23 protein-coding genes are annotated in these 22,146 nt (G+C 59.7%); 20 read left to right on the plus strand and 3 right to left on the minus strand.

Annotation, left to right across the window (positions count from 1 at the left end):
* A partial coding sequence (locus LJE63_01750) for a bifunctional folylpolyglutamate synthase/dihydrofolate synthase (protein MCG6905321.1) occupies positions 1-557 on the minus strand: 557 nt, incomplete at its 3' end.
* Between the two features lie 68 nt (positions 558-625).
* The gene (gene rpsU, locus LJE63_01755; protein ID MCG6905322.1) at positions 626-832 is read right to left on the minus strand and encodes a 30S ribosomal protein S21; all 207 of its coding nucleotides are present in this window, start codon (positions 830-832) and stop codon (positions 626-628) included.
* 280 nt (positions 833-1,112) lie between these two features.
* On the opposite strand from rpsU, the gene adk reads away from it, so the two are divergent.
* The gene (gene adk, locus LJE63_01760) at positions 1,113-1,775 is read left to right on the plus strand and encodes an adenylate kinase (GenBank protein MCG6905323.1); all 663 of its coding nucleotides are present in this window, start codon (positions 1,113-1,115) and stop codon (positions 1,773-1,775) included.
* Between the two features lie 22 nt (positions 1,776-1,797).
* On the opposite strand, the gene LJE63_01765 is transcribed toward adk, so the two are convergent.
* Positions 1,798-3,216, minus strand: coding sequence for an HD domain-containing protein (locus LJE63_01765; protein ID MCG6905324.1), 1,419 nt, complete (start codon positions 3,214-3,216; stop codon positions 1,798-1,800).
* A gap of 742 nt (positions 3,217-3,958) precedes the next feature.
* On the opposite strand from LJE63_01765, the gene rho reads away from it, so the two are divergent.
* From rho to LJE63_01860, 19 genes are all read left to right on the plus strand, one after another.
* A complete protein-coding gene (rho, locus tag LJE63_01770) occupies positions 3,959-5,209 on the plus strand; it encodes a transcription termination factor Rho (GenBank protein ID MCG6905325.1) in 1,251 nt (416 codons plus the stop codon).
* A gap of 17 nt (positions 5,210-5,226) precedes the next feature.
* On the plus strand, positions 5,227-5,442 hold the full coding sequence (gene rpmE, locus LJE63_01775) for a 50S ribosomal protein L31 (protein MCG6905326.1): 216 nt from the start codon (positions 5,227-5,229) through the stop codon (positions 5,440-5,442).
* Positions 5,443-5,643: 201 nt separating this feature from the next.
* The gene (gene prfA, locus LJE63_01780; protein ID MCG6905327.1) at positions 5,644-6,750 is read left to right on the plus strand and encodes a peptide chain release factor 1; all 1,107 of its coding nucleotides are present in this window, start codon (positions 5,644-5,646) and stop codon (positions 6,748-6,750) included.
* On the plus strand, positions 6,695-7,612 hold the full coding sequence (prmC, locus tag LJE63_01785; protein MCG6905328.1) for a peptide chain release factor N(5)-glutamine methyltransferase: 918 nt from the start codon (positions 6,695-6,697) through the stop codon (positions 7,610-7,612). The genes prfA and prmC overlap by 56 nt, the downstream gene beginning before the upstream one ends.
* A gap of 155 nt (positions 7,613-7,767) precedes the next feature.
* Positions 7,768-8,661 carry a 30S ribosomal protein S2 gene (rpsB, locus tag LJE63_01790; protein ID MCG6905329.1) on the plus strand — a complete coding sequence of 298 codons (894 nt, stop codon included), beginning with the start codon at positions 7,768-7,770 and terminating at the stop codon, positions 8,659-8,661.
* Positions 8,662-8,678: 17 nt separating this feature from the next.
* Positions 8,679-9,275, plus strand: a complete 597-nt coding sequence (tsf, locus tag LJE63_01795) for a translation elongation factor Ts (protein ID MCG6905330.1) — start codon at positions 8,679-8,681, stop codon at positions 9,273-9,275.
* 5 nt (positions 9,276-9,280) lie between these two features.
* Positions 9,281-9,997 (plus strand): UMP kinase, encoded by a 717-nt coding sequence (gene pyrH, locus LJE63_01800; GenBank protein ID MCG6905331.1) that lies wholly within the window; start codon positions 9,281-9,283, stop codon positions 9,995-9,997.
* Positions 9,998-10,058: 61 nt separating this feature from the next.
* Positions 10,059-10,616: a ribosome recycling factor gene (frr, locus tag LJE63_01805; GenBank protein MCG6905332.1), complete on the plus strand. Its 558-nt coding sequence runs from the start codon at positions 10,059-10,061 to the stop codon at positions 10,614-10,616.
* Positions 10,606-11,370 (plus strand): isoprenyl transferase, encoded by a 765-nt coding sequence (locus LJE63_01810; GenBank protein ID MCG6905333.1) that lies wholly within the window; start codon positions 10,606-10,608, stop codon positions 11,368-11,370. The genes frr and LJE63_01810 overlap by 11 nt, the downstream gene beginning before the upstream one ends.
* Before the next feature lie 3 nt (positions 11,371-11,373).
* Complete coding sequence (locus LJE63_01815; GenBank protein MCG6905334.1) at positions 11,374-12,183, plus strand: phosphatidate cytidylyltransferase; 810 nt, start codon at positions 11,374-11,376, stop codon at positions 12,181-12,183.
* A 171-nt stretch (positions 12,184-12,354) separates the two neighbouring features.
* On the plus strand, positions 12,355-13,515 hold the full coding sequence (locus tag LJE63_01820; GenBank protein MCG6905335.1) for a 1-deoxy-D-xylulose-5-phosphate reductoisomerase: 1,161 nt from the start codon (positions 12,355-12,357) through the stop codon (positions 13,513-13,515).
* A gap of 107 nt (positions 13,516-13,622) precedes the next feature.
* On the plus strand, positions 13,623-14,690 hold the full coding sequence (rseP, locus tag LJE63_01825; GenBank protein MCG6905336.1) for an RIP metalloprotease RseP: 1,068 nt from the start codon (positions 13,623-13,625) through the stop codon (positions 14,688-14,690).
* A gap of 90 nt (positions 14,691-14,780) precedes the next feature.
* Positions 14,781-17,783, plus strand: a complete 3,003-nt coding sequence (locus LJE63_01830; GenBank protein ID MCG6905337.1) for a phosphoribosylformylglycinamidine synthase — start codon at positions 14,781-14,783, stop codon at positions 17,781-17,783.
* The gene (locus LJE63_01835; protein ID MCG6905338.1) at positions 17,780-18,592 is read left to right on the plus strand and encodes a phosphoribosylformylglycinamidine synthase subunit PurQ; all 813 of its coding nucleotides are present in this window, start codon (positions 17,780-17,782) and stop codon (positions 18,590-18,592) included. The genes LJE63_01830 and LJE63_01835 overlap by 4 nt, the downstream gene beginning before the upstream one ends.
* 626 nt (positions 18,593-19,218) lie before the next feature.
* Complete coding sequence (locus tag LJE63_01840; protein MCG6905339.1) at positions 19,219-19,761, plus strand: GspH/FimT family pseudopilin; 543 nt, start codon at positions 19,219-19,221, stop codon at positions 19,759-19,761.
* A gap of 66 nt (positions 19,762-19,827) precedes the next feature.
* The gene (locus tag LJE63_01845) at positions 19,828-20,547 is read left to right on the plus strand and encodes a prepilin-type N-terminal cleavage/methylation domain-containing protein (protein MCG6905340.1); all 720 of its coding nucleotides are present in this window, start codon (positions 19,828-19,830) and stop codon (positions 20,545-20,547) included.
* A 35-nt stretch (positions 20,548-20,582) separates the two neighbouring features.
* On the plus strand, positions 20,583-20,993 hold the full coding sequence (locus tag LJE63_01850; protein MCG6905341.1) for a prepilin-type N-terminal cleavage/methylation domain-containing protein: 411 nt from the start codon (positions 20,583-20,585) through the stop codon (positions 20,991-20,993).
* 96 nt (positions 20,994-21,089) lie between these two features.
* Positions 21,090-21,602, plus strand: a complete 513-nt coding sequence (locus LJE63_01855) for a pilus assembly PilX N-terminal domain-containing protein (GenBank protein MCG6905342.1) — start codon at positions 21,090-21,092, stop codon at positions 21,600-21,602.
* A 93-nt stretch (positions 21,603-21,695) separates the two neighbouring features.
* Positions 21,696-22,146, plus strand: a 451-nt coding sequence (locus tag LJE63_01860) for a hypothetical protein (protein ID MCG6905343.1), incomplete at its 3' end; no start/stop codon positions are given.

Below are 22,146 nucleotides of genomic sequence, written 5' to 3' on the forward strand. Positions count from 1 at the left end.
ATGCCCCCTTTTTCGGCGGCAATCTTGGCCAGGGTGTTGCCGAGATACATTTCATGCTCGATGGAAACGTTGGAAATGATCGAAAGAACCGGCGCGATGATGTTGGTTGCATCCAGACGGCCGCCCATACCGGTTTCGATCACCGCCCAATCCACGCCTCTGCGGCGGAAGGCGTCAAAGGCCATGGCGGTGGCATACTCGAAGAAGGTGGGTTCGCGTTCACCGGATTTGGCCGCTTTGACCGCCTGGTGGGACGCAACCACCTCCTCGTCGGAAATCTGCTCGCCGTCGATGCAGATCCGTTCGTTGAAGCGCACCAGGTGGGGAGATGTGTAGAGGCCTGCGCGCAGGCCGGCGGCCTTGAGAATCGCCGCCAGGGCGGAGGCGATCGATCCTTTGCCGTTGGTGCCCGCGACGTGGATGGCGGCAAAGCGCTCCTGGGGATTTTGCATCGCCTGCAGGATCCGGCGGATCGTGTCGAGCCCCAGCTTGATGCCAAAGCGTCGCAGCCCGAACATCTCTTGAAGGCAGTCGTTGTAGGTGTCTTGGATTCCCATGCTCAAAAAAAACCCGGCAAGACGCAAATGCCTGCCGGGTGCTGTCGTTTCACTGGTGGTGAGCGGGGTTATCGCCGGAATCGTTTTCTGGCTGCTGCAATCCGCTGGCGGCGCACCGCTTCGCGCTCTTTACGCCGCCGGTACTCGCTGGGTTTCTCATAGCTTTTCTTGAGCTTCAGCCGTTTGAAAAGCCCGTCGTTCTGGATTTTCTTCTTCAGAATGCGCATCGCTTTTTCGAGGTCATTGTCCAAGACCTTGACAGTGATTTCCTTCAACCTGTATCGCCCCTTTCTATCCATCCCGCGGCCGGTCGCTGCGCCTGCCGCACCGATGGTTGATATATTTTCTGGAAATTTTTAAAAATGAACTTCTATACTCAAATACACAAAGTTTGGCAAGCAAAAAAATCCCCGCCACAGTTTCCAACCGTTTGGGATGGCGGGCTTATTGCCTTGACACCATATTAATATTACGCCATAAGAAGACCGCTGGCAAGAGCGCAAAACCACTATCTTGGACATGCCGTTACGGTCAATTGGAAAAGGAGGGTTGAAAATGCGTCTGATTTTGTTGGGCGGCCCTGGTGCCGGAAAGGGAACTCAGGCCAATTACATCAAGGAGCGATACCAGATCCCGCAGATTTCCACGGGCGATATGCTGCGGGCGGCCGTCAAGGCGGGCACCGAACTGGGCAAAAAGGCCAAGGCCGTGATGGATGCCGGCGGGCTCGTTCCCGATGACGTGATAATCGGGCTGGTGAAGGAGCGGATCAAAGAACCCGATTGTCAGAAAGGGTTTCTCTTTGACGGTTTTCCCCGGACCATCCCCCAGGCGGATGCCATGAAAGCGGCCGGTGTCGCTATTGACGCGGTGGTGGATATCGATGTGCCGGATGAGGAGATCATCAAGCGCATGAGCGGGCGCCGGGTCCACCTGGCCAGCGGCCGAACCTACCATCTCGTTTTCAATCCGCCCAAGGTTGAGGGCAAGGACGATGTCACCGGTGAGCCTCTGATCCAGCGCGACGACGACAAAGAGGAAACCGTGCGCAAGCGCCTGGAAGTCTACCATGCCCAGACCGAACCGTTGATCGGCTACTACCGCAATTGGGAAGCAAGCGGGGATGCGGCCGCGCCCAAATACATCAAGATCGAAGGCGTGGGCAAGGTGGATGGCATCCGCGACGCCATTTTCTCCGCGCTGGATAAGTTCAAATAGTTTTCCCCGGTTGTTTTGGACCTCAAGGGCCCTCTCCGTTCTTGGCCGGAAAGGGCCCTTTCCCCACTTCCGCCTGTTTTCGCTCCACAAACATTCTGGCGGCCGAAAGAGCCGCTTCCCTGGTTTGAATCCCGCCTGCGAGCTGCTCCTGCGTAATGAAATCCAGTACCGCTTTGAAAACCGGTGACGGCGTCAACTGCAGCTCCGCGATCAGGTCGTGACCGCTGATCAAGGGGCGGGCCGCCTTGCGGGGGATGTAGGTTGTCGCAAAAGCCTCCAGCTGGCTGAAGGCAAAGCGCGTAAACGCCCTGCTGACGGCGGGCTCGCCCACCTTGGCACGTATGTCGGCAAGGGCGTGGAGCAGCAGGGGCGGCGTCAGGTCGCCGCAGTGCATGAAAAACCGGGTCTGGGCTCTGGGCGAGAGGCGCTCCCGGGTCCAGGCATTGAAAAGGTGCAGCGGGCGCAGGTGGTTGCCGATGATGAAGTCAATAAAGGACCGCTCGCGTGCGGAGAATCGCAGGCGTTGGCTGATCCGGGCCGCCAGGGCCGCACCGGTTTTTTCGTGGCCGTAGAAATGAATCCCCCCCCCGGGATCGAGCGACTGCGTGGCGGGCTTGCCGATATCGTGCAGCAGAAGCGCCGTTTTCAGCCACGCCGTGGCCTGACGGTCGAGTTGGACCACTGCGGCAATTTGACGGGGCGGCGGGGGGGCCAGGATCGCTTCCAGTTCGTCGAAGGCCGCGAGCGTGTGCGCCCAGGCATCATGGCGGTGAAATGTCCGGTTCTGTGGGCATGTTCGCAGGGCCTTGAGTTCAGGAAAAAGATGAAACAGCAGGCCGGATGCCGCCATCTCCTTGAGCCAGCGGTGGCATCGGGGCGTTTGCAGCGTCTTGAAGAACTCTTCGCGGATGCGTTCCGCCGCGGCCCGGCTGATCAGCCCGGCCTGGCGGGCGATCGCTGCGGCGGTGGCCGCGTTGATTTCGAAGTTCAGATTGGCCGCGCAGCGGTAGGCCCGCAGCAGCCGGATGGGGTCCCGGCGGAAAGCGTTCGGATGCACCATCCGGACGGTTCCGGCCCGGAGGTCCTGCTGGCCGCCGTGCAGATCCACCAGGCGGCGGCTGCGAAGCGAGAGGGCCATGGCATTGATGGTAAAATCCCGACGACCGAGGTCTTTTTCAAGGCTGTTGCCGGCAAGCGGGGTGATGTCAAACAGCCGGTCTGCGGCCGCCACCCGATAGACCACTTTGCCGGGGGAACCCATGACCACCAGGCGGCCCCCCTTGCCCTCGGCCAGCCGGGCTGCAAAGCGCCTTGCATCCCGGGCAACTGCAATATCAATATCCATTGGGGGGCGGCCGATAAGGATGTCACGGACGGTGCCGCCCACAAGATAGGCGCCCTCGGCGTCTGGCAGTGAGTCTAAGATCGCTGAAAGGGGCATCTCCGGGTGAAACCTTTTATTCGGAAGGTCTGGCCAAACGGCGGCTGACGCGGGCTGGGGGGAGCATCGGCTGAAAATTACTATCACGGGCGGTCCTGGAATGCAATTCGGACGGCGTAAAGCCGGGGGGTGCCGGGGCGGTGACGCATTTGTCTGCATTGTTCTGTTTTTCATACGCCCATTCAGAAAAATGAATGCTGGCTTAAAAGCGCTTGACATCAAAAACAACCCGCTATATCTTTCAGAAATCATTAAACCCGCCTGATGGATTTGACACCCCTACTGCATTCACCAGATAAAGCCGCCGTGCTCTCAACCTTTCAATGTTGACCGCCAACATCACCCGGTCAGTTCAGCAGGATGCCAGCGTGAATACTGCCCCGTGAGCCCTGAATGCGCCAGCCCAGCCGTAAACGGCCGGGCGGTTTTTGGCCGTCCGCCTGGCCATTTCCGGTTTTATTGCCGTGTCGACCAAGGGGTGCTTTAAATTGGCTTTCGCGGGAGCGGCCGGCTTTCATTGTTCGTTGGGCTGAAAACCAGCCTCGCCACATAAACCTGTTCCCCAACACGTCCTCGGGCGTTGGTTTGTCTGATCCGCACGGCTGTCGGTGCCCCATCGGGCCCGTGGCGCCGGTGCCGAGGCAGCGGACGGGCCACCGCTAAAAGGGGATGTTTTTTGCCCTGCGCCGAGGCCCGCACCCCGGTGACCACCAGAAAAATACCTTAGCGGAGCGATACGTTCATGAACATCGTCGAATTGAAAGACAAAAAAATCAGCGAACTCACCCAGATGGCCAAGCGTTTTCACATTGACGGGGCCGCCGGAATGCGCAAGCAGGAGCTCATTTTTTCGCTTCTGCAGGCTCAGATCGAAAAGGACGGCATGATCTACGGTGAGGGAACGCTTGAGATCCTTCCGGACGGATTCGGGTTTTTGCGGGCGCCGGACTATAATTATCTGCCCGGACCGGACGATATCTACGTGTCGCCCTCCCAGATCCGTCGCTTCAACCTGCGAACCGGGGATACCGTCTCGGGCCAGATTCGGCAGCCGAAGGAGTCGGAGCGCTATTTTGCGCTGCTGAAGGTCGAGGCCATCAACTACGAGGATCCCGAGATCGCCCGTGAGAAGATCCTTTTTGACAACCTCACGCCGCTCTACCCCGACCGCAAGATCAATCTTGAAACCGAACCGGACAAGTATTCCACCCGGATCATGGACCTGATGACGCCCATCGGTTTTGGCCAACGGGGGCTGATCGTTTCGCCACCCAGGTCCGGCAAGACGATGCTCCTGCAGGCGGTGGCAAATGCCATCGTCACCAATCACAAGGACATTGTGATGTTTGTGCTTTTGATCGACGAGCGCCCCGAGGAAGTCACCGACATGGAGCGCTCGGTTGAGGCGGAGGTTATCAGCTCGACCTTCGACGAGCCCGCCGAGCGGCATGTGCAAGTCGCCGAAATGGTCATCGAGAAGGCCAAGCGTCTGGTGGAACACAAAAAGGACGTGATCATTTTGCTGGACAGCATTACCCGACTCGCCCGGGCTTACAACTCCGTCATGCCCCCCAGCGGTAAAATCCTCTCCGGCGGTGTGGACTCCAACGCCCTGCAGCGTCCCAAGCGGTTTTTCGGCGCCGCCCGCAACATCGAAGAGGGCGGCAGTCTCACCATCATTGCTACTGCGCTGATCGATACGGGCAGCCGGATGGACGAGGTGATCTTCGAAGAGTTCAAGGGCACGGGCAACATGGAAATTCAGCTGGACCGCCGCCTGTCCGACAAGCGCCTCTTCCCCGCCATCGACATCAACAAATCCGGAACCCGCAAGGAAGAGCTGCTCCTTCCCCAGGAAACCCTAAACCGGGTGTGGATTCTGCGGAAGCTCCTGTCGTCGTTGAATCCTATTGACAGTCTGGAATTTTTGCTTGATAAGATGAGCGGTACGCGAGATAATAAACATTTTATGGAGTTGATGAACGCCAGATGAGGAGGCCCTGAACCGCCATGAAAACCGGAATCCATCCCGAATACAAACAAACCGTCATCCGCTGCGCCTGCGGTCACGAAATTACCGTCGGCTCCACCAAGTCCGATATCAGCGTTGAAATCTGTTCCCAGTGCCACCCGTTTTTCACCGGAAAGCAGAAGCTGGTTGACACTGCGGGCCGGATCGAGCGTTTCCGTAGAAAATACGCCAAGTTTCAGAAAAACGACCAGTAGCCCCACCCGGCGCCTGGCCCAGAAGATGAAATAGTTGAATCGGTCTGAATTTCAGGCCATTCAACTATTTTCGTGTGGGGCTTTTCGCCGCCGGGCGCCGGAGCCTGGGGTGGGGGCCGGACAGAGGGTGGCTCAGCCGGAAAAACGCCCAAGGCCGATCCAACCCGGTGGCTGCCGGTCAAAGAGGGTGGGTAAAAGACCATGTTCAACAGACTGAAAGGGGTCGAAGAGCGGTTTCTGGAAATTGAAAAGAGCCTGAGCGACCCCGCCATCGTTGAAGACCGCCACGCCTATCAGAAAATCGTGCGGGAGCACGCCGAACTCAACAAGATCGTGTCCGCCTACCGCAGCTACATGCAAACGGTTAAAGAGCTGGCGGAGAGCAACGAACTGTTGCGTGACGGGGACCCGGGCATAAAAGAGCTCGCCCGCGACGAAATCCCCGCACTGATGGCCGCCAAGGAGGCCTTGGAGGTGGAGCTGAAGAAGCTCCTCATGCCCAAGGACCCCAACGATGAAAAAAACGTCCTGCTCGAAATCCGGGCGGGCACCGGCGGTGAGGAGGCCGGCCTGTTTGCCGGCGATCTTTTCAAAATGTACTCCCGCTACGCCGAGAGCAAGGGCTGGCGGATCGAGGTGATGACCCTGCACGTCTCCGGCGGGGGGCTCAAGGAGGTCATTGCCATGATCCAGGGCAGGGGGGCCTACAGCCGCCTTAAATTCGAAAGCGGGACGCACCGGGTTCAGCGTGTGCCGGTCACCGAAGCCCAGGGGCGGATCCACACCTCGGCGGTGACCGTCGCGGTCCTGCCCGAAGCCGAGGAGGTCGAGGTTCAGATCGATCCCGGCGATATCAAGGTGGATGTCTACCGCTCCACCGGCCCGGGAGGCCAATCCGTCAACACCACCGATTCGGCGGTGCGCATCACCCACCTGCCGACGGGGTTGGTGGTCACATGCCAGGATGAGAAATCCCAGCTGAAGAACAAAAACAAGGCCATGAAGGTGCTGCGGGCGCGTCTCTACGATCAGATGCTCCGGGAGCAGAATGAGAAACGTTCGGAAACCCGCAAAAGCCAAATCGGATCGGGTGACCGCAGCGAGCGGATCCGCACCTACAACTTCCCCCAGGGCCGGGTCACCGACCATCGCATCGGGCTGACCCTCTACAGGCTCGACAGCATCCTGCAGGGGGAAATCGACGAGATCATCGATGAGTTGGTCACCTTCCACCAGGCCCAGGTGTTAAAAAATGCAGACACCGGTACCACCCCTTCCAGCAACTGGGCGACCCCGGCGGGAAACTAACTGGACGATACTGAAACTGCTGGTCTGGACCACGTCTTTTTTCAAGTCCCACGGAATCGAGTCCCCCCGCGCCGACGCCGAAATTCTGCTGGCCCACACCCTCGGCAGCCAGCGGATCACGCTGTATACCCACCATGACCAGCCGCTCAACCCCGATGAGCTGAGGCGCTTCAAGGCATTCATCAAACGGCGTGCCGCGCGCGAGCCGGTATCCTATATCGTCGGCCAAAAAGGGTTCTGGTCCCTGGAGTTGACGGTCACACCGGACGTTCTGATTCCCCGGCCCGAGACCGAATGCCTGGTGGAAAGGGCGCTTGAATTTTTACCCCGGGATGGCGCGGCAGGCGCCCCTCGTGTTCTCGAGTTGGGGACCGGCTCCGGTGCCATTGTTCTGGCGCTGGCCAAAGAGCGGCCCGCCCACCGCTTCTATGCTCTCGACCGATCGGCGGCGGCGCTGGCAGTCGCCCGGTGTAATGCGCGCCGCGCCGGCCTCCAAGGTCGCGTCCAGTTCTGGGCCGCGGACTGGATCGATGCCCTGCGGCCCGGGCCGCCGTTGTTTGATCTGATCGTCTCCAATCCCCCCTACGTGCGGGCCGGCGATATTGCCGGGCTGCAACCCGAAATCGGTCGTTTCGAGCCCAGGAAGGCTCTCGACGGCGGACCCGACGGGCTCCGGGAGCTTGGCCGGATCATCCGGCAGGTCCCTCCTTTCCTGAACCCTGGGGGTCGGCTTTTACTGGAAATCGGCTGGGATCAAGCCAAGGCGCTGCGGGCGCTGGCCGCCGGCTGCGGAGCTTATCGGGAAGCAACCGTTTTTCAGGATTACAGTGGGCTGGATCGCGTTCTGCAGCTAAAAAAATAATTTGCGGTCTGCAAACTAATTTGTTAGTAAGAAAAGATTTTTTCATTACGCACGCCGGTGGACTCTTTTTCGGGTGCTTTCAACCGCTTCGGTGAAAGCCGGAACCGAGGTTGATACCGGCGGTGGACCCAACCCAACACACAAGGAGAAAGATCATGGCGTATGTCACAATGAAGGAGCTGCTGGAGGCCGGCGTGCATTTCGGCCATCAGACCAAACGCTGGAACCCGAAGATGAAGCCCTATATCTTCGGCGCCCGCAACGGGATCTATATCATCGATCTGCAAAAAACGGTGCGGATGTTCAAGAATGCCTACGACTTTGTGGCTGACACGGTTGGCAAGGGCAAGTCGGTGCTTTTCGTCGGAACCAAAAAACAGGCCCGCGACGCCATCTATGAAGAGGCCAACCGCTGTGAAATGTACTATGTCCACAACCGCTGGTTGGGCGGCATGATGACCAATTTCCAGACCATCAAGCAGAGCATCGACCGTCTGAACTACCTCAACAATATCGAAAACGACGGCACCATCAACCTCTTTCCCAAGAAGGAGCGGTTGAAGCTCGCCAAGGAAAGGGCCAAGCTGGACAGCAACCTGGGCGGCATCCGGCTGATGAAGTCGCTTCCCGGGGCGCTCTTCGTGGTGGATCCCAAAAACGAGGCGATCGCAGTCAAAGAGGGGCGCCGCCTGGGTATCCCGATCGTTGCGATTGTGGACACCAACTGCAATCCCGACGACATCGACTACCTCATTCCCGGCAACGATGATGCCATTCGCGCCATCCGCCTGATTGCCTCCCGGATTGCGGATGCCTGCGAGGATGGCCGCAAACGCTACGAAGAAAAACGGCAGGCCGAAGCCGACAAGGCCGTCGCCGAAGAGGCCGCTCCGGCTGCGACGGTCGAGCTTCAGCCGGGCGAGCGCAAGATCATTGCCGATGGTTCCGAGGGGCCGGTAGTTGAGGTCATTCGTAAAACCACCGGTCCGGCTGCCGCTGAAGCGGCCCCCGAGGGTGCCGCAGCCGCCGAAACCAGCGAAAAAGAATAGATGAGGAGAGAGCGACGATGGCAGCAATAAGTGCGCAGATGGTAAAAGAACTCCGGGAAAAAACCGGGGTTGGCATGATGGACTGCAAGAAGGCCCTCGCGGAAAGTGATGGCGACATGGAAAAAGCGGTGGAGTTTCTGAGAAAAAAAGGGCTGGCCACCGCCCAGAAACGGGCCGGCCGGGCGACTTCCGAAGGCATCGTGCAGGCCTATATCCATATGGGCGGCAAAATCGGGGTTCTCGTGGAGGTCAACTGCGAGTCCGACTTTGTGGCCAAGAATGAAGATTTTCAGGCTTTTGCCAAGAACATCGCCATGCATATCGCGGCCACCAACCCGGTGGGCATCGCCCCTGAGGACGTGCCCGCTGCGGTCGTCGAAAAGGAGATGGAAATCTACCGCGGGCAGGCCCGTGAAATGGGCAAGCCGGAGAAGATGCTGGAAAAGATCGCCGAAGGCAAAATGGCCAAGTTTTTCAAGGACAACTGCCTGCTGAATCAGCCCTACGTGCGCGATCCGAATCTCACCATCGCGGATCTGCTCAATGAAACCATCGCCAAGATCGGTGAGAACATTTCCATCCGGCGCTTTGCACGTTTCCAGATAGGAGATTAAACCCTTTGGCGCACCCACAATACCGAAGAGTACTTTTGAAACTCAGCGGCGAAGCGCTGATGGGTGATCAGGGCTTCGGCATCAGTCCGGACGTGCTGAAATACGTGGCCGAGGAGATCCAGTCGGTTTACGATCTGGGGGTTGAACTGGCCATCGTGGTGGGCGGCGGCAATATCTTTCGCGGTGTTGCCGCCAGCTCTTTTGACATGGACCGCGCCTCTGCGGATCACATGGGCATGCTGGCGACGGTCATCAACAGCCTTGCGCTGCAGGATGCGCTAGACAAGCGCGGGGTGCAGACCCGGGTGCAAACGGCCATTTCGATGCATGAGGTCGCCGAGCCCTACATTCTGCGGCGGGCGGTGCGCCATCTGGAAAAAGGCCGCGTTGTGATTTTCGCCGCGGGCACCGGCAACCCCTACTTTACCACCGACACCGCAGCCGTCCTGCGGGCCCAGGAAATTCACGCCGAGGTCCTTTTCAAGGCCACCAAGGTGGACGGGATCTACGATGCGGACCCCGAAAAGAACGCCAACGCCCGTTTTATTCCGGCGATTTCCTACATGCAGGTCCTGGAAAAACAGTTGAACGTCATGGACATGACCGCCATCTCGCTGGCCATGGACAACCATCTGCCATTGGTGGTCTTCAACCTCAAGGCCAGCGGCAGCGTCAAACGGGCGGTGTGCGGGGAAAAAATCGGCACCCGGATCGAAAACTGACCTCACCGCGGGGTAAAATGCTTTTTACGGAACCGTCAAGTTTTAGTTTTAGGGGGTTACTATGATCGCCGAAACCTATGAGGAAACCCGTGAGCGCATGGGTAAGACCGTCGCCGCGTTGAAGAGCGAGTTCAAGAAGGTCCGCACCGGCCGCGCCTCCCTGGCTCTGCTGGACGGCATCCGGGTGGACTACTATGGCACGCCGACACCGCTCAATCAGATGGCCTCCCTGGCGGTTCCCGAAAGCCGCCTGATCACGATCCAGCCCTGGGACGTGTCCGTTATCAAGGAGATCGAAAAGGCCCTCCTGAAATCGGATTTGGGGCTGACCCCCTCAAACGACGGCAAGCTGATCCGCATCGCGATTCCCCCCCTGACGGAGGAGCGGCGCAAGGAGCTGGTCAAGATCGTTCACAAGATGAGCGAAGAGCACAAGGTCGCCATTCGCAACATCCGCCGGGATGCCAACGAGCTTTTGAAGGGGTTCAAAAAGGACGGGGATATATCGGAAGACGAAGCTTTCAAGGCGCAGGACCAGGTTCAGAAGATCACCGATGAACATATCAAGCTGATCGACGAGGTCTTTCAGGAAAAAGAGAAGGAAATTCTTGAATTCTAACCTGCCGTCAGCCGATTTGGGCGGTTTGGACCCCGCCAGACTTCCCCGCCACATCGCCATCATCATGGACGGCAACGGCCGCTGGGCCAAACGGCGGCTGCTCAACCGGGTCAAGGGCCATGAAAAGGGCGCCGACACCGTCCGGACCGTGGTTCGCACCTGCCGTCAAATCGGCATCCAGTTCCTGAGCCTTTACGCCTTTTCAACTGAAAACTGGCAGCGCCCCAAGGCGGAGGTGAGCGCTCTGATGACGCTGCTGAAGAAATACATCGCTTCGGAAAAAGAGGAGCTGCACCAGCAGAACATCCGCGTCAACGTCCTGGGGGAGTTGGAGAGCCTGCCGGCCGATGTCCGGGCGCCCCTGATCGATATCGTTTCCCTGACGCGCAACAATGCCGGGATGGCCGTCAATCTGGCGATCAGCTACGGCGGGCGGGCGGAAATCGTCAAGATGGTCCGTGAAATCGCCCTCCAGGTCCAGGCCGGCGGGCTGGCGCCGGATGCCATTGACGCTGACCTGGTTGCCCGTCACCTCTACACCGCGGGCATGCCCGATCCGGACCTGTTGATCCGAACCAGCGGTGAGATGCGGATCAGTAATTTTCTCTTGTGGCAAATCGCCTATGCCGAAATTTTTGTCACCCCGACCTTGTGGCCGGACTTCGACCGGGAGGAATTCCTCGCTATTCTGCGGCATTTTCAAACGCGTGAACGGCGGTTTGGAAAAGTCCCGGACCCCTCGCCAGCCCTGTAAATTATGCATCTCAAGCGCTGGATAACCGGGCTGCTGGCCCTGCCGCTGCTGATTGCGATCATCGCCCGGGGGGGAAGCGCTCTGTTTGGGGGCTGCATCGCCCTGGTCGCCGGGGTGGCGCTGTGGGAATATTACCGGATCGTCTTCCACCCGCAGCGCTCCAGCGTGCCCCGAGGGGTGCCGTTTTTGGGCTATCTGATCGGGATCGCCCTCATCGGCGCCGCCCATACCGGTCAACCGGCCGCCATCATCGCGGTCTTGACGGCCAATCTGATTCTGGCGGCGATCCTCGGCCTGATCTATTTCAAGACCGTTCCGACGATTCCAGAAATCCTTTTCAAGCAGCTGGCCGGCAGCCTTTACATCCCCCTTTCGCTGGCCTACCTGGTGCTGCTGCGCGCCGGGGACCAGGGCGCCGCCTGGATTTTTTTTGTCGTTGGTGTTATTTTCGCCGGGGATATCGGGGCTTTTTATGCTGGCACCTATCTGGGGCGAAACCCCCTGTGCCCGTCGGTGAGCCCCAAGAAAACCATCGAGGGCGCGCTGGGGGGACTTGCCGCCAATCTGCTGGTGGGCGGGCTTTTTTTTCTTTTCGCATTGCCCCCGCTGCCGTGGGGTCTTGGGATCGCCGCACTGGTGGCCATGGGCGCCTGCGGGCAGGTGGGGGATCTGTTTGAATCAGTTCTCAAGCGGGCGGCCGGTGTCAAGGATTCAGGCGGAATCCTGCCGGGGCACGGCGGGATTCTGGACCGCATCGATGCACTCCTTTTCGCCGCGCCGCTGGCATACGCTTTCAAGGCGGCCTGCGTCTGAGGGGCTTTCCGCACCTATCCCGTTTCTTGCGGGCCCCTTGACTGCAATGGTTTTCCGCCCGGATTGCCCCCGTTCAGGAATGCCCCCGGGAACCGGCCGCCTGCGGCTGGCTGCGGTGCTCACAGCGGGCCGGTCCTTTTGTGATTGCAGCCGCTGGGGTTTTGGGGTGCCATGAAAAATCTTGCCGTACTGGGTTCCACCGGCTCCATCGGGCGCAGCACCCTCGATCTCGTCGCGGCTTTTCCCGAGCGGCTCGCTGCCAAGGTCCTGACCGCCAAGACCAACCTCGCTCTTCTGCTGCAGCAGATCGATATTTTCCGGCCGGAGCTGGTGGCGGTCTTTGATCGAACCGCCGCCGAAAGCCTGCAACGTCAGCTGCCCCCAGGCACCCGCGTCCAGGTTCTCTATGGCGAGGAGGGTTACTGTGCGGCAGCATCCTGGGCATCCGTGAATCAGGTGGTCACGGCCATGGTGGGCGCCGCCGGGCTTGCGCCGACGCTTGCGGCGATTGCCGCCGGCAAAGACATCGCCCTCGCCAACAAAGAAACCCTGGTGATGGCAGGGGAATTGGTGATGGCCCGGGCGGCGGTTAAGGGGGTCTCGATTCTGCCGGTGGACAGTGAGCACAGCGCTATTTTTCAGTGCCTCGCGGGCCAGCGGCGGCAGGACCTGCAAAAAATTTTTTTGACGGCCTCGGGGGGACCTTTTCGTGGCCGGTCCCGCGAGGACATCGCGGCGATGCGGCCCGAGGATGCCCTGGCGCACCCCACCTGGCGGATGGGGCCGAAAATCACCATCGATTCCGCCACGCTGATGAACAAGGGGCTGGAGGTGATCGAGGCCAAATGGCTTTTTGGTCTGGCGCCCGCCGAGATCGAGGTGGTGGTGCACCCTCAAAGCATCATCCACTCCATGGTGGCCTACCGGGACGGGTCGATTCTGGCGCAGTTGGGTGTTCCGGATATGAAGACCGCCATCGCCTGCGCGCTTTCCTGGCCCGAGCGCTGGCCACTGGGGCAGCCCCTTCCGGACTTTGCCGCCACGGCGGGGCTGACCTTCGAAAAACCGGATCTGGCGGCTTTTCCCTGTCTGGCCCTGGCCTATCAAGCCTGTAAAGCGGGCGGTACGCACCCGGCGGTTCTCAATGCCGCCAACGAGGTGGCCGTGGAGGCTTTTCTGACCGGGCAGATCGGGTTTTTGGAGATCCCGTGTTTGGTGGAACACGCGCTTGGGGCCCACAACGGAAACAGCCGCCCCCAGCTGGCCGATATCCTCGGCGCCGACCGCTGGGCCCGCGAAGAGACGCGGCGCAGGCTGGCTGCCGGGCGATGACGGCCGCAAGGCGCCTTGGGCGGCCCGCGGGGTTGCGCCCACCCCGATTTTTGTACGAAAACCTCAATCTGAAAGAGCGCGGCAGGCCCCGCTAAAGCATAACCGGCATGAGCACAAATCTGGTTGCATTCGTCGTTGTTCTGGGGGTGTTGATTTTTTTCCACGAGCTGGGCCATTTTTTGGTCGCCAGGCTCTTCGGGGTCGGCGTGGAGCGTTTCTCGCTGGGGTTCGGCCCCCGGATTCTCGGCAAGCAGATGGGCATAACCGATTACCGCATCTCCGCCATCCCCCTGGGCGGCTACGTCAAAATGGTCGGGGAGGAGCCCGATAGCGAGATCGACCCGGCCGACATTCCCATCTCGTTTACCCACAAACACGTCTTCAAACGCATTTTGATCGTCGCCGCCGGCCCGTTTTTCAACCTGCTGCTGGCAGCGCTCATTTTCTACGGGGTGTTCCAGGTTTCCGGCCTGATGATCCTCAAACCGGTTGTCGGCGGCGTCGAGGCCGACACGCCCGCCGCTCTGGCGGGACTGGCCGAGGGGGATGAAATCGCCGCCATTGACGGCAGCGCCATCGGCAGCTGGGAGGAAATGGCCGCCGCCATTTCCCAAAGCGAAGGCCGCCCGCTGGTTTTGACGGTCAAGCGCGGCGAGAGTCTGCAGGACCTTACGATAACCCCGACTCTGAAGCCCGCCCAAAATATCTTCGGCGAACCGATCGACCGCTATGTGATCGGCATTTCAGCCGCCGGTGACTTCGAGACCCAGCGCCTCAACCCCCTCCAGGCCCTCCTGGAAAGCGTCCATCGAACGTATTATTTCACCAAATTGACCGTGGTCAGCGTGGTGAAATTGATTCAGGGGACGGTTTCCACCAAAACCCTGGGCGGGCCCATCATGATCGCCGAGATGGCCGGTCAGCAGGCCAAGGAGGGGGCGGGCAATCTGGTGACCTTCATCGCCCTGCTGAGCATCAACCTGGCCATCCTGAACATCCTGCCGATTCCGGTGCTGGATGGGGGGCATCTGTTGTTTTTTACCATCGAGGCCGTGACCGGCCGCCCGGTGAACGTCAAGGTGCGTGAGGTCGCCCAGCAGGCGGGAATATTTCTGCTCATGCTTCTGATGATTTTGGTCTTCTACAATGACATCACCCGGATATTTTTCCGATAGCAGGGCCTGCCGCCGGCGCTTTGCAGTGCTCAACGAGGAAGTCCACCGCACCCGCGGCCGTCTCCGGGACTCACATCAAGGATAGCGAAGATGCCCCACCGACTCGAAATTGCCTTGAAACCCGAGCTGGTCGATGCAGAAGGGGAGGGGATCCGCCGCAAAGCCGGCGATTACTTCGGCATCACCGTCACGCGGGTTCGGACGGTGCAGATCCTGACCATCGATGCCGCCCTTTCCGCCGATCAGCTGGCCGCCATCCAGAATGAGATCTTCACCAACCCGGTCACGCAGACCAGTTCCTATGACCCGCTGCCGGTCCCCTTCGACTGGAGCATCTGGGTGGGCTATCGCCCCGGCGTGCGCGACAACCCCGGCAGCACGGCGGTCGAGGCGATCGAGGACCTCTTGAAAATCCGCTTCGCCCGGGAGGAGGCCGTCTTCACCTCCAAGCGCTACTGCCTCGAAGCCCAAGGGCTCTCCTTTGCGGCGATGGAGCGGATCGCCGGCGAGCTTCTGGCCAACGACATCATCCAGCAGTGGCGGATTATCCCCAAATCGGATTGGGACCCGGCCGTGGGTATCGGTTACATCCTGCCCAAGGTCAAGCTCAACCACGAGCCGGTGGTCACCACCGTCGCCGTCGACAGCGACGCCAGCCTGCGCCGGATCAGCTTTGAGCGCAACCTGGCGCTGAACCCACAGGACATCCCCGTCATTCGCGAATATTTTACCCGCCCGGGGGTTCGAAGCGCACGGGCGGCGGTGGGGCTGGGCGACCCCACCGACATCGAACTCGAGTATCTGTCCCAGGCCCGCAGCGACCACTGCAATCACAACACATTCCGCGGGCTTTTTAACTACCGCGAACTTGCCGGCGGCCCCGCCGAGACCATCGACAGCCTGTTCAAAACCTGCATCGAAGCCCCGACCCTGGCCCTCAAAGAACGCAAACCCTGGGTGGTTTCGGTGCTCTGGGACAATGCCGGGGTGGCCCGTTTCGACGATGATCACCACTATGTCGTTACCGGTGAAACCCACAACTCACCCTCCAACATGGAGGCCTACGGCGGCGCCATTACCGGGATCGTCGGGGTTTACCGGGACCCCATGGGAACCGGCAAAGGGGCCAAGCTCATCATGGGCAGCTACGGCTTCTGTGTCGGCCACCGGGATTACGAGGGGCATTTGCGGCCCCGGTTGCACCCGCGGCGGTTGCTGGACGGGGTCATCGAAGGGGTCCGCGACGGCGGCAACAAGAGCGGCATCCCGACGACCTTCGGCCAGGTCCTGTTTCACCCCGGCTACATGGGCAAGTGCCTGGTCTTCGTGACCGCCGTGGGGCTGATGCCCAAAACCGTGGACGAGCGGCCCGCCGAGGAAAAGACAACAACCCCCGGCGACCTGGTGATCATGTGCGGCGGGCGCGTGGGAAAGGACGGGATCCACGGTGTGACGGCCTCTTCCGAGGTCTTTTCGGAACACACCCCGGCGGGCCACGTGCAAATCGGGGACCCCTACACCCAGAAAAAAATGCACGATTTCCTGCTCCAGGCCCGGGATGAGGGCTTGATCGCCTTTATCACCGACAACGGCGGCGGCGGACTTTCCTCCTCCATCGGCGAATCGGCCCGGTTTGCCGGCGGCTGCGAGGTGGATCTGGACCGCGTGCCTTTGAAATACGACGGCCTCGACCAGTGGGAGATCTGGGTCTCCGAATCCCAGGAGCGCATGACGGTGGCCATCAAGCCCCAGCATTTGGACCGGTTCATGGCCCTTTCCCGGCGGCACGCCGTGGAAAGCACCGTCATCGGGAAATACACCGACAGCGGCAAGCTTCACATCCGCTACAAGGGCGAGACCTGTGCCTTTGTCGATCTGGATCTGCTGGAATCCGGTTTTCCCCAGTGGCGTTTTGACGCCGACTGGCTGCCGCCGGAAAGCCGCGGCCTGAATGAGCCGGTGGTGCAGGAGCCCCGGAATTACGCCCGTCTACTGCTGGACATACTGGCGCGCCCCAACATCTGCTCCAAGGAGTGGATCACCCGCCAGTACGACCATGAGGTCCAGGGCAGCAGTGTGATCAAGCCCCTGGTGGGCGCCGCAAGCGACGTCAACAGCGATGCCAGCGTGATCCGCCCGGTGCTCACTTCCAACCGTGGACTGGCCTTTTCCCAGGCCCTCCTGCCGGCCTACTCGGCCATCGACACCTACCACATGACCGCCTGCACCATCGATGAGGCGGTCCGGCGCCTGGTGGCCGTGGGTGCCGATCCCGATCAGATCGGCGGGGTGGACAATTTCTGCTGGCCCAACATCCAGTTCGACCCCCAGGCCAACCCCGACGGTCGCTTCAAGGCGGCTCAGCTCGTGCGCTCCTGCCGGGCGCTGCGGGATCTTTGCCTGGCGTACGAAATCCCGCTGCTTTCGGGTAAAGACAGCATGTACGTCGACGGTCTGCTGGAAGGCGCCTACGGGGAGCGTCACAAGGTCTCCGCGCTGCCCTCCCTGCAGTTTTCGGCAACCTCGGTGGTGGCTGACGTTGAAAAATGCCAGAGCATGGACAGCAAGATCCCGGGGGATCTGGTGTATGTTCTGGGGCTGACCCGCGACGAGCTCGGCGCCGGCGAGTACTACGAGCACCTCGGCTATCTGGGCTGCCGGGTGCCGCGGGTGCGGCCGGCCGAAGCTCTCCCCCTCTACCACGCCCTGGCAACCGCCATCGAGGCTTCCGCCGTGGCCTCGGTTCACGGGGTTTACCGCGGGGGGCTGGGGGTCCATCTGGCGATGGTCGCCATGGGAGGCAATCTCGGGATGGCGCTTGATCTTGCCGCCGTGCCCGCGGAGCCTGCTCTGCGCCCCGACCGCCTGCTATTCTCGGAGTCGGCCGGGCGTTTTATCGTTACCGTCGACCCCAGCCAGAAAGCCCGCTTTGAGGGGCTGCTGGCGGGCAGCGTGTTCGCCTGTATCGGCGAAGTGACGGCGGCCCCGCAGATCGTCATCGATTGCGGCGGCGCATCCTGCCGCCGGATTCTTTCGGTCCCCCTGAAAGAACTGAAACGCGCCTGGAAGGCCCCCTTTGGAGACTTGCGATGAGCCGCGTCAATGCCCTGGTCCTCACCGGTTTCGGCCTGAACTGCGATATCGAAACCGCCCATGCCATCGAGCTGGCCGGCGGGCGGGCCGACCGCGTTCATATTAATGCCCTGATCGCAGGTGACGCCCGGCTGGACGCCTATCAGATGATAACCTTCGTGGGGGGCTTCAGCTGGGGGGATGACCACGGCGCCGGCGTGGTTCAGGCGGTTCGCCTGAAGACCCACATCGGGGAGCAGTTGCTGCGGTTCATCGGCTCCGGCAAGCTCGTGCTGGGGATCTGCAACGGGTTTCAGACCCTGGTCAATTTAGGTTTGCTGCCGGGTTTGGACGCGGATTACCAAACTCGCTCGGTGGCCCTGGCCGCCAACGATTGCGGCAACTTCCGTGATCAATGGGTCTCGCTGGGGGTCGACCCCCGATCGCCGTGCGTCTTCACCCGCGGCCTGACCCGTCTGGAGCTGCCGGTTCGCCATGGGGAGGGCAAGTTTTTCGCTGCTCCGGGTACCCTGGAAAAGCTGCTGCACCATCACCAGGTGGTGCTGCGCTATGTCCTGCCCGACGGCAGCCCCGCCCAGGGCCTTTTCCCCGACAACCCCAATGGGTCGCTGCACGATATCGCCGGGATCTGTGATCCCAGCGGCCGCGTATTCGGGCTGATGCCCCACCCCGAGGCCTATCATCACTGGACCCATCACCCCCGCTGGACCCGGCTGCGAGAGGAATTCAGACGCAGCGGCCAGCCTGTCGACACTGCCGGTGCCGACGGCAATCTGATCTTCGAAAACGCGGTAACCTTCTTTAAATAATAACGCCTTGATTTTAAATTAAATTTTTAGAATCAAGGCAGCCCAGTACCTCCTTCCGGAAATTCCTCCTCAGCACCAGCACCCAGGCCCGGCGCTTCCCAGCGCGGGACCTTTTTTGCTTCCTACCACCACCCGGTTCACATCACATTCATTACCAAAAAATCCCCAAGAGGGTCGACGTTCGCTTTTGAGGCCAGGTCGGTCATCCTCCCCACTCCTCGCATGACGTTTCCTATGAACCCGTTGTCGGGTTTCTTGTTTCCGTGAATTCATCGAAACCCGATTCCTCGCTTATCTGCCGCCGAAGGTCATCAAAGCCCTACCACCGAGCCTTCGGCTTCAGTTGCCGGCGCCATCGTTCGATATGAGGGAGGGCGTGAAGGTCGCCGAAGTGGTGAGGCGGCTTTTCAGTGCAGCCTAAAAAAAATTAATAGCGCTATAAAAAGTTTTAATAGCTGGGCTGGCCAAAAAAGGTTTGCGGGGGGATGGCGATAAATTAAGCGTGGCCTCGCGCCAGATTTTTAAATTGTTTAATATCAATTGGTTATATCGTTAAAAGTGGTCCGTGCGGGATCTGGGGGGCGTTCAATACGCCCCCAGTCGCCCGTGGCATGTAAATTGTAAAGTTGTCTGAAAATCAAAAATTCACCGCGCTAATCACCCAATCGGAGTCGACTACTATGCGCAAGAATTCGGGGTTCACCTTAATGGAACTGATGACGACAATTGCCATCATTGCGATCCTGGCATCTGTTGCAATTCCCAACATGATCGCTTGGCTTCCCGATTACCGTCTGCGCAGCGGGGCGGCTGAAATGCTCTCGGCGCTGCAGTTGGCGCTCCTGACCGCCATCAGGGAAAACGCGGATGTGGTGGTCGAATTAGACACCGGCAGCGATGAGTACGTGGTTTACCTGGACAACGGGGCAGGGGGCACCGAGCCCGGCAATGGAGCCAAGGACCCAGATGAGAGGGTGATCAAATCCGGCAAAATGGCGCCGGATGCACAGATCGACAGCGCCGGCTTCTCCGGCGGGGTTAGTCGGGTCTCGTTTACCGGTCGTGGGCTCACCAAAGGCTTCCAGGTCGGCACCGTGACGCTGAAAAACAGCAAGGGGCATCAAAAGGAAATCGTGGTCAACATGACCGGCCGCTGCCGGATCAAATAGCCATCAGCCCAGGCAAATGCGTGGGCGAGTGCGGATCGAAGGGCAAAAAGGAAAGGATACGCTTCAATGAACACGATGGGCCGCAGCACCAAAGGGTTTACCCTGATTGAACTGATGATCGCCATGGCCATCTCGGGAATTGTGATGGCTGGCATCTATGCCGCCTATGAAATGCAGGTCAGGTCCCAGATCACCAACCAGGCTCTGGTGGACATGCAGCAGGAAATGCGGGCGGCGATGTTGATAATGGAGCGCGATCTTCGCATGGCCGGCTATGACCCAACGGAAAACGCCGGGGCCGAGATAACCGAAATCCGGGCCAACAGTGTTGCCTTCACCATGGACATCGCCGGCGGCAACACCGACGGGATCGACAACAACAACGACGGGTTTGTTGACAAAGTCGATGAGGCGGACTTCCCGGACGGGGACCTCGACGACGGTAACGAAGTGATCCAATACGTTCATGAAATCGATGCCGATGGCACCCCCTATCTGGGGCGCTCCATGGGCGGCGGGGCGGTGTCGCCGGTGGCCTACAACATTGACGCGCTGAACTTTGTCTATCTGGATCAAGACGGCAACCCCACCGCCGACCGCACCCAGATCCGGGCCATCGCCGTTACCATGGTCGGGCGTTCGGGCAAGGACGTGCCGGTTCTGTTTTTCAAGCAGCAGGACAACACGGTTTATCGCAATCAGCAGGGCGACGTCATCCTGGCCGCCCCCAACGACGACTTCAGGCGGATGATGCTCTCAACCGTGGTCAAGTGCCGCAACCTTTAAACGCCATCACTCTGTCCAATAAAACGGAGAATACCATGTCCAGAGAGCCGGAGAAAGCAACCCGAGAACCCAACCAAATGGGATTTACCCTGATCGAGGTCCTGATGGCGATGGCCATCTTCGCCATCGGTATTCTGGCGGTGGGCAGCATGCAGATCGCCGCCATGAACGGCGGGGCGTCGGCCAGGCGCTCAACCGATGCGGCCACCATCGCCCAGGACCAGATCGAAAAGATCATCGCAGGCAATTATGACGATCTCGTCGCCCCGGCCGATGCCGTCGTCAATGGGCGCTACAGCCTGAACTGGACCGTTGCGGAAAGGGACTTGAACGCTGACGGGAACAATGATGCCAAAAACGTCACGGTCACCGTCTCCTGGCCGGACAAGGGCGGCGACCGGAGCTTTAATCTGGACTTTACCAAAGTGCTCAACATCAAAGGTTAAGTGGTGAAATCGCCGGTAAATTGTCGCGTCACCGGGCGATTGTCGGCCATCTGAGATGCTTCTTACCGAAGACGATCTGAAAAGGAAAAAATCCCCATGCGGAACCCTGCAGACCTAATCAAATCCGAGGAAGGTTCGGTCATGGTCGTGGCCCTTATCGTTCTGGCAATGTTGACCATCATCGGCATCTCCGCCTCCAACACCAGCACCACCGAACTCCAGATCGTGCGCAACGATCTGCTGTACCGGATAAATTTCTACAAGGCAGAGGCCGCGGCGCGTGAGGGGGCCCAGACGATCGCCAACCTGGCCAAAACCAGCCCGGACGAGGTCAACCCCGGTCAAACCACCCAAGGCTGGCTGGTGGACCCCGCAGTCGAGGGTATCGATATGAACAAGATATCGGACGTGGAAGCCATCGGTGAGCCCTCCAACGTGGTCGCCGACGCTGCCACAGCCTATGCCGCCGCCTTTGTCGGCAGAACCGGCAGCGTCGCCGCCGAAAACGAAAGCCAAGTTTACCATTTCAATTTATACGGGCTGCACACCGACGACGACGGCAGGGCGTTTATTGAGATGGGGTATAAGGTCAAGGTGTTTCAGAATTAATTAAAAATAATTCTTTTGAAATAGAAAATTCCATTTTGCGTAGAAATGTCATTTTGCGGTCATTTTTTGACGGCTTTTAAGGGAGGTCACCCCATGTTTATGTTTGGCAGAGAAAGAAGGTTGCAAAATAGAGAGGCGCAGAAAAAAAGTTCATGCGCGACTATCTGCAGCAAGGTTTCAATAATTCTGTCTGTGGTGATCTTTCTGTTTTTCTTAAGTGGGGGTTGGGGTTTAAAAAACGTTGCTCTGGCAGGAGATATTATAATTCATAACGTTTCTGTAAGTGAAGATCAAAGTACAGTTAATTTTACCATAACACATTGGCCAGCTGAATCTTCAGAAGTCTCTGTTAATTGGTCGACGGGTGATCCGTCCTCTGGCGTGGCGGCGACAGCGGGCAGCGACTACACGGCCGGCAGCGGAACGGTGAACTTTGCCGCCGGGGAGACGGCCAAGACGATATCGGTGGCGATCATTGATGACACGATAGTTGAGGCCAGCGAGAAGTTTCTGGCAATCCTGGATGCGGGCAGCATCAGCGGCC

The sequence above is a fragment of the Desulfobacteraceae bacterium genome, from assembly GCA_022340425.1.
Lineage (GTDB): Bacteria > Desulfobacterota > Desulfobacteria > Desulfobacterales > JAABRJ01 > JAABRJ01.

Bases quoted from the DNA above. Each gene is read 5' to 3' on its own strand.
- adk (MCG6905323.1), top strand. From the start codon at position 1,113: ATGCGTCTGATTTTGTTGGGCGGCCCTGGTGCCGGAAAGGGAACTCAG.
- LJE63_01765 (MCG6905324.1), bottom strand. From the start codon at position 3,216: ATGCCCCTTTCAGCGATCTTAGACTCACTGCCAGACGCCGAGGGCGCC.
- rho (MCG6905325.1), top strand. From the start codon at position 3,959: ATGAACATCGTCGAATTGAAAGACAAAAAAATCAGCGAACTCACCCAG.
- rpmE (MCG6905326.1), top strand. From the start codon at position 5,227: ATGAAAACCGGAATCCATCCCGAATACAAACAAACCGTCATCCGCTGC.
- prfA (MCG6905327.1), top strand. From the start codon at position 5,644: ATGTTCAACAGACTGAAAGGGGTCGAAGAGCGGTTTCTGGAAATTGAA.
- prmC (MCG6905328.1), top strand. From the start codon at position 6,695: ATGCAGACACCGGTACCACCCCTTCCAGCAACTGGGCGACCCCGGCGG.
- rpsB (MCG6905329.1), top strand. From the start codon at position 7,768: ATGGCGTATGTCACAATGAAGGAGCTGCTGGAGGCCGGCGTGCATTTC.
- tsf (MCG6905330.1), top strand. From the start codon at position 8,679: ATGGCAGCAATAAGTGCGCAGATGGTAAAAGAACTCCGGGAAAAAACC.
- frr (MCG6905332.1), top strand. From the start codon at position 10,059: ATGATCGCCGAAACCTATGAGGAAACCCGTGAGCGCATGGGTAAGACC.
- LJE63_01815 (MCG6905334.1), top strand. From the start codon at position 11,374: ATGCATCTCAAGCGCTGGATAACCGGGCTGCTGGCCCTGCCGCTGCTG.
- LJE63_01820 (MCG6905335.1), top strand. From the start codon at position 12,355: ATGAAAAATCTTGCCGTACTGGGTTCCACCGGCTCCATCGGGCGCAGC.
- rseP (MCG6905336.1), top strand. From the start codon at position 13,623: ATGAGCACAAATCTGGTTGCATTCGTCGTTGTTCTGGGGGTGTTGATT.
- LJE63_01830 (MCG6905337.1), top strand. From the start codon at position 14,781: ATGCCCCACCGACTCGAAATTGCCTTGAAACCCGAGCTGGTCGATGCA.
- LJE63_01835 (MCG6905338.1), top strand. From the start codon at position 17,780: ATGAGCCGCGTCAATGCCCTGGTCCTCACCGGTTTCGGCCTGAACTGC.
- LJE63_01845 (MCG6905340.1), top strand. From the start codon at position 19,828: ATGAACACGATGGGCCGCAGCACCAAAGGGTTTACCCTGATTGAACTG.
- LJE63_01850 (MCG6905341.1), top strand. From the start codon at position 20,583: ATGTCCAGAGAGCCGGAGAAAGCAACCCGAGAACCCAACCAAATGGGA.
- LJE63_01855 (MCG6905342.1), top strand. From the start codon at position 21,090: ATGCGGAACCCTGCAGACCTAATCAAATCCGAGGAAGGTTCGGTCATG.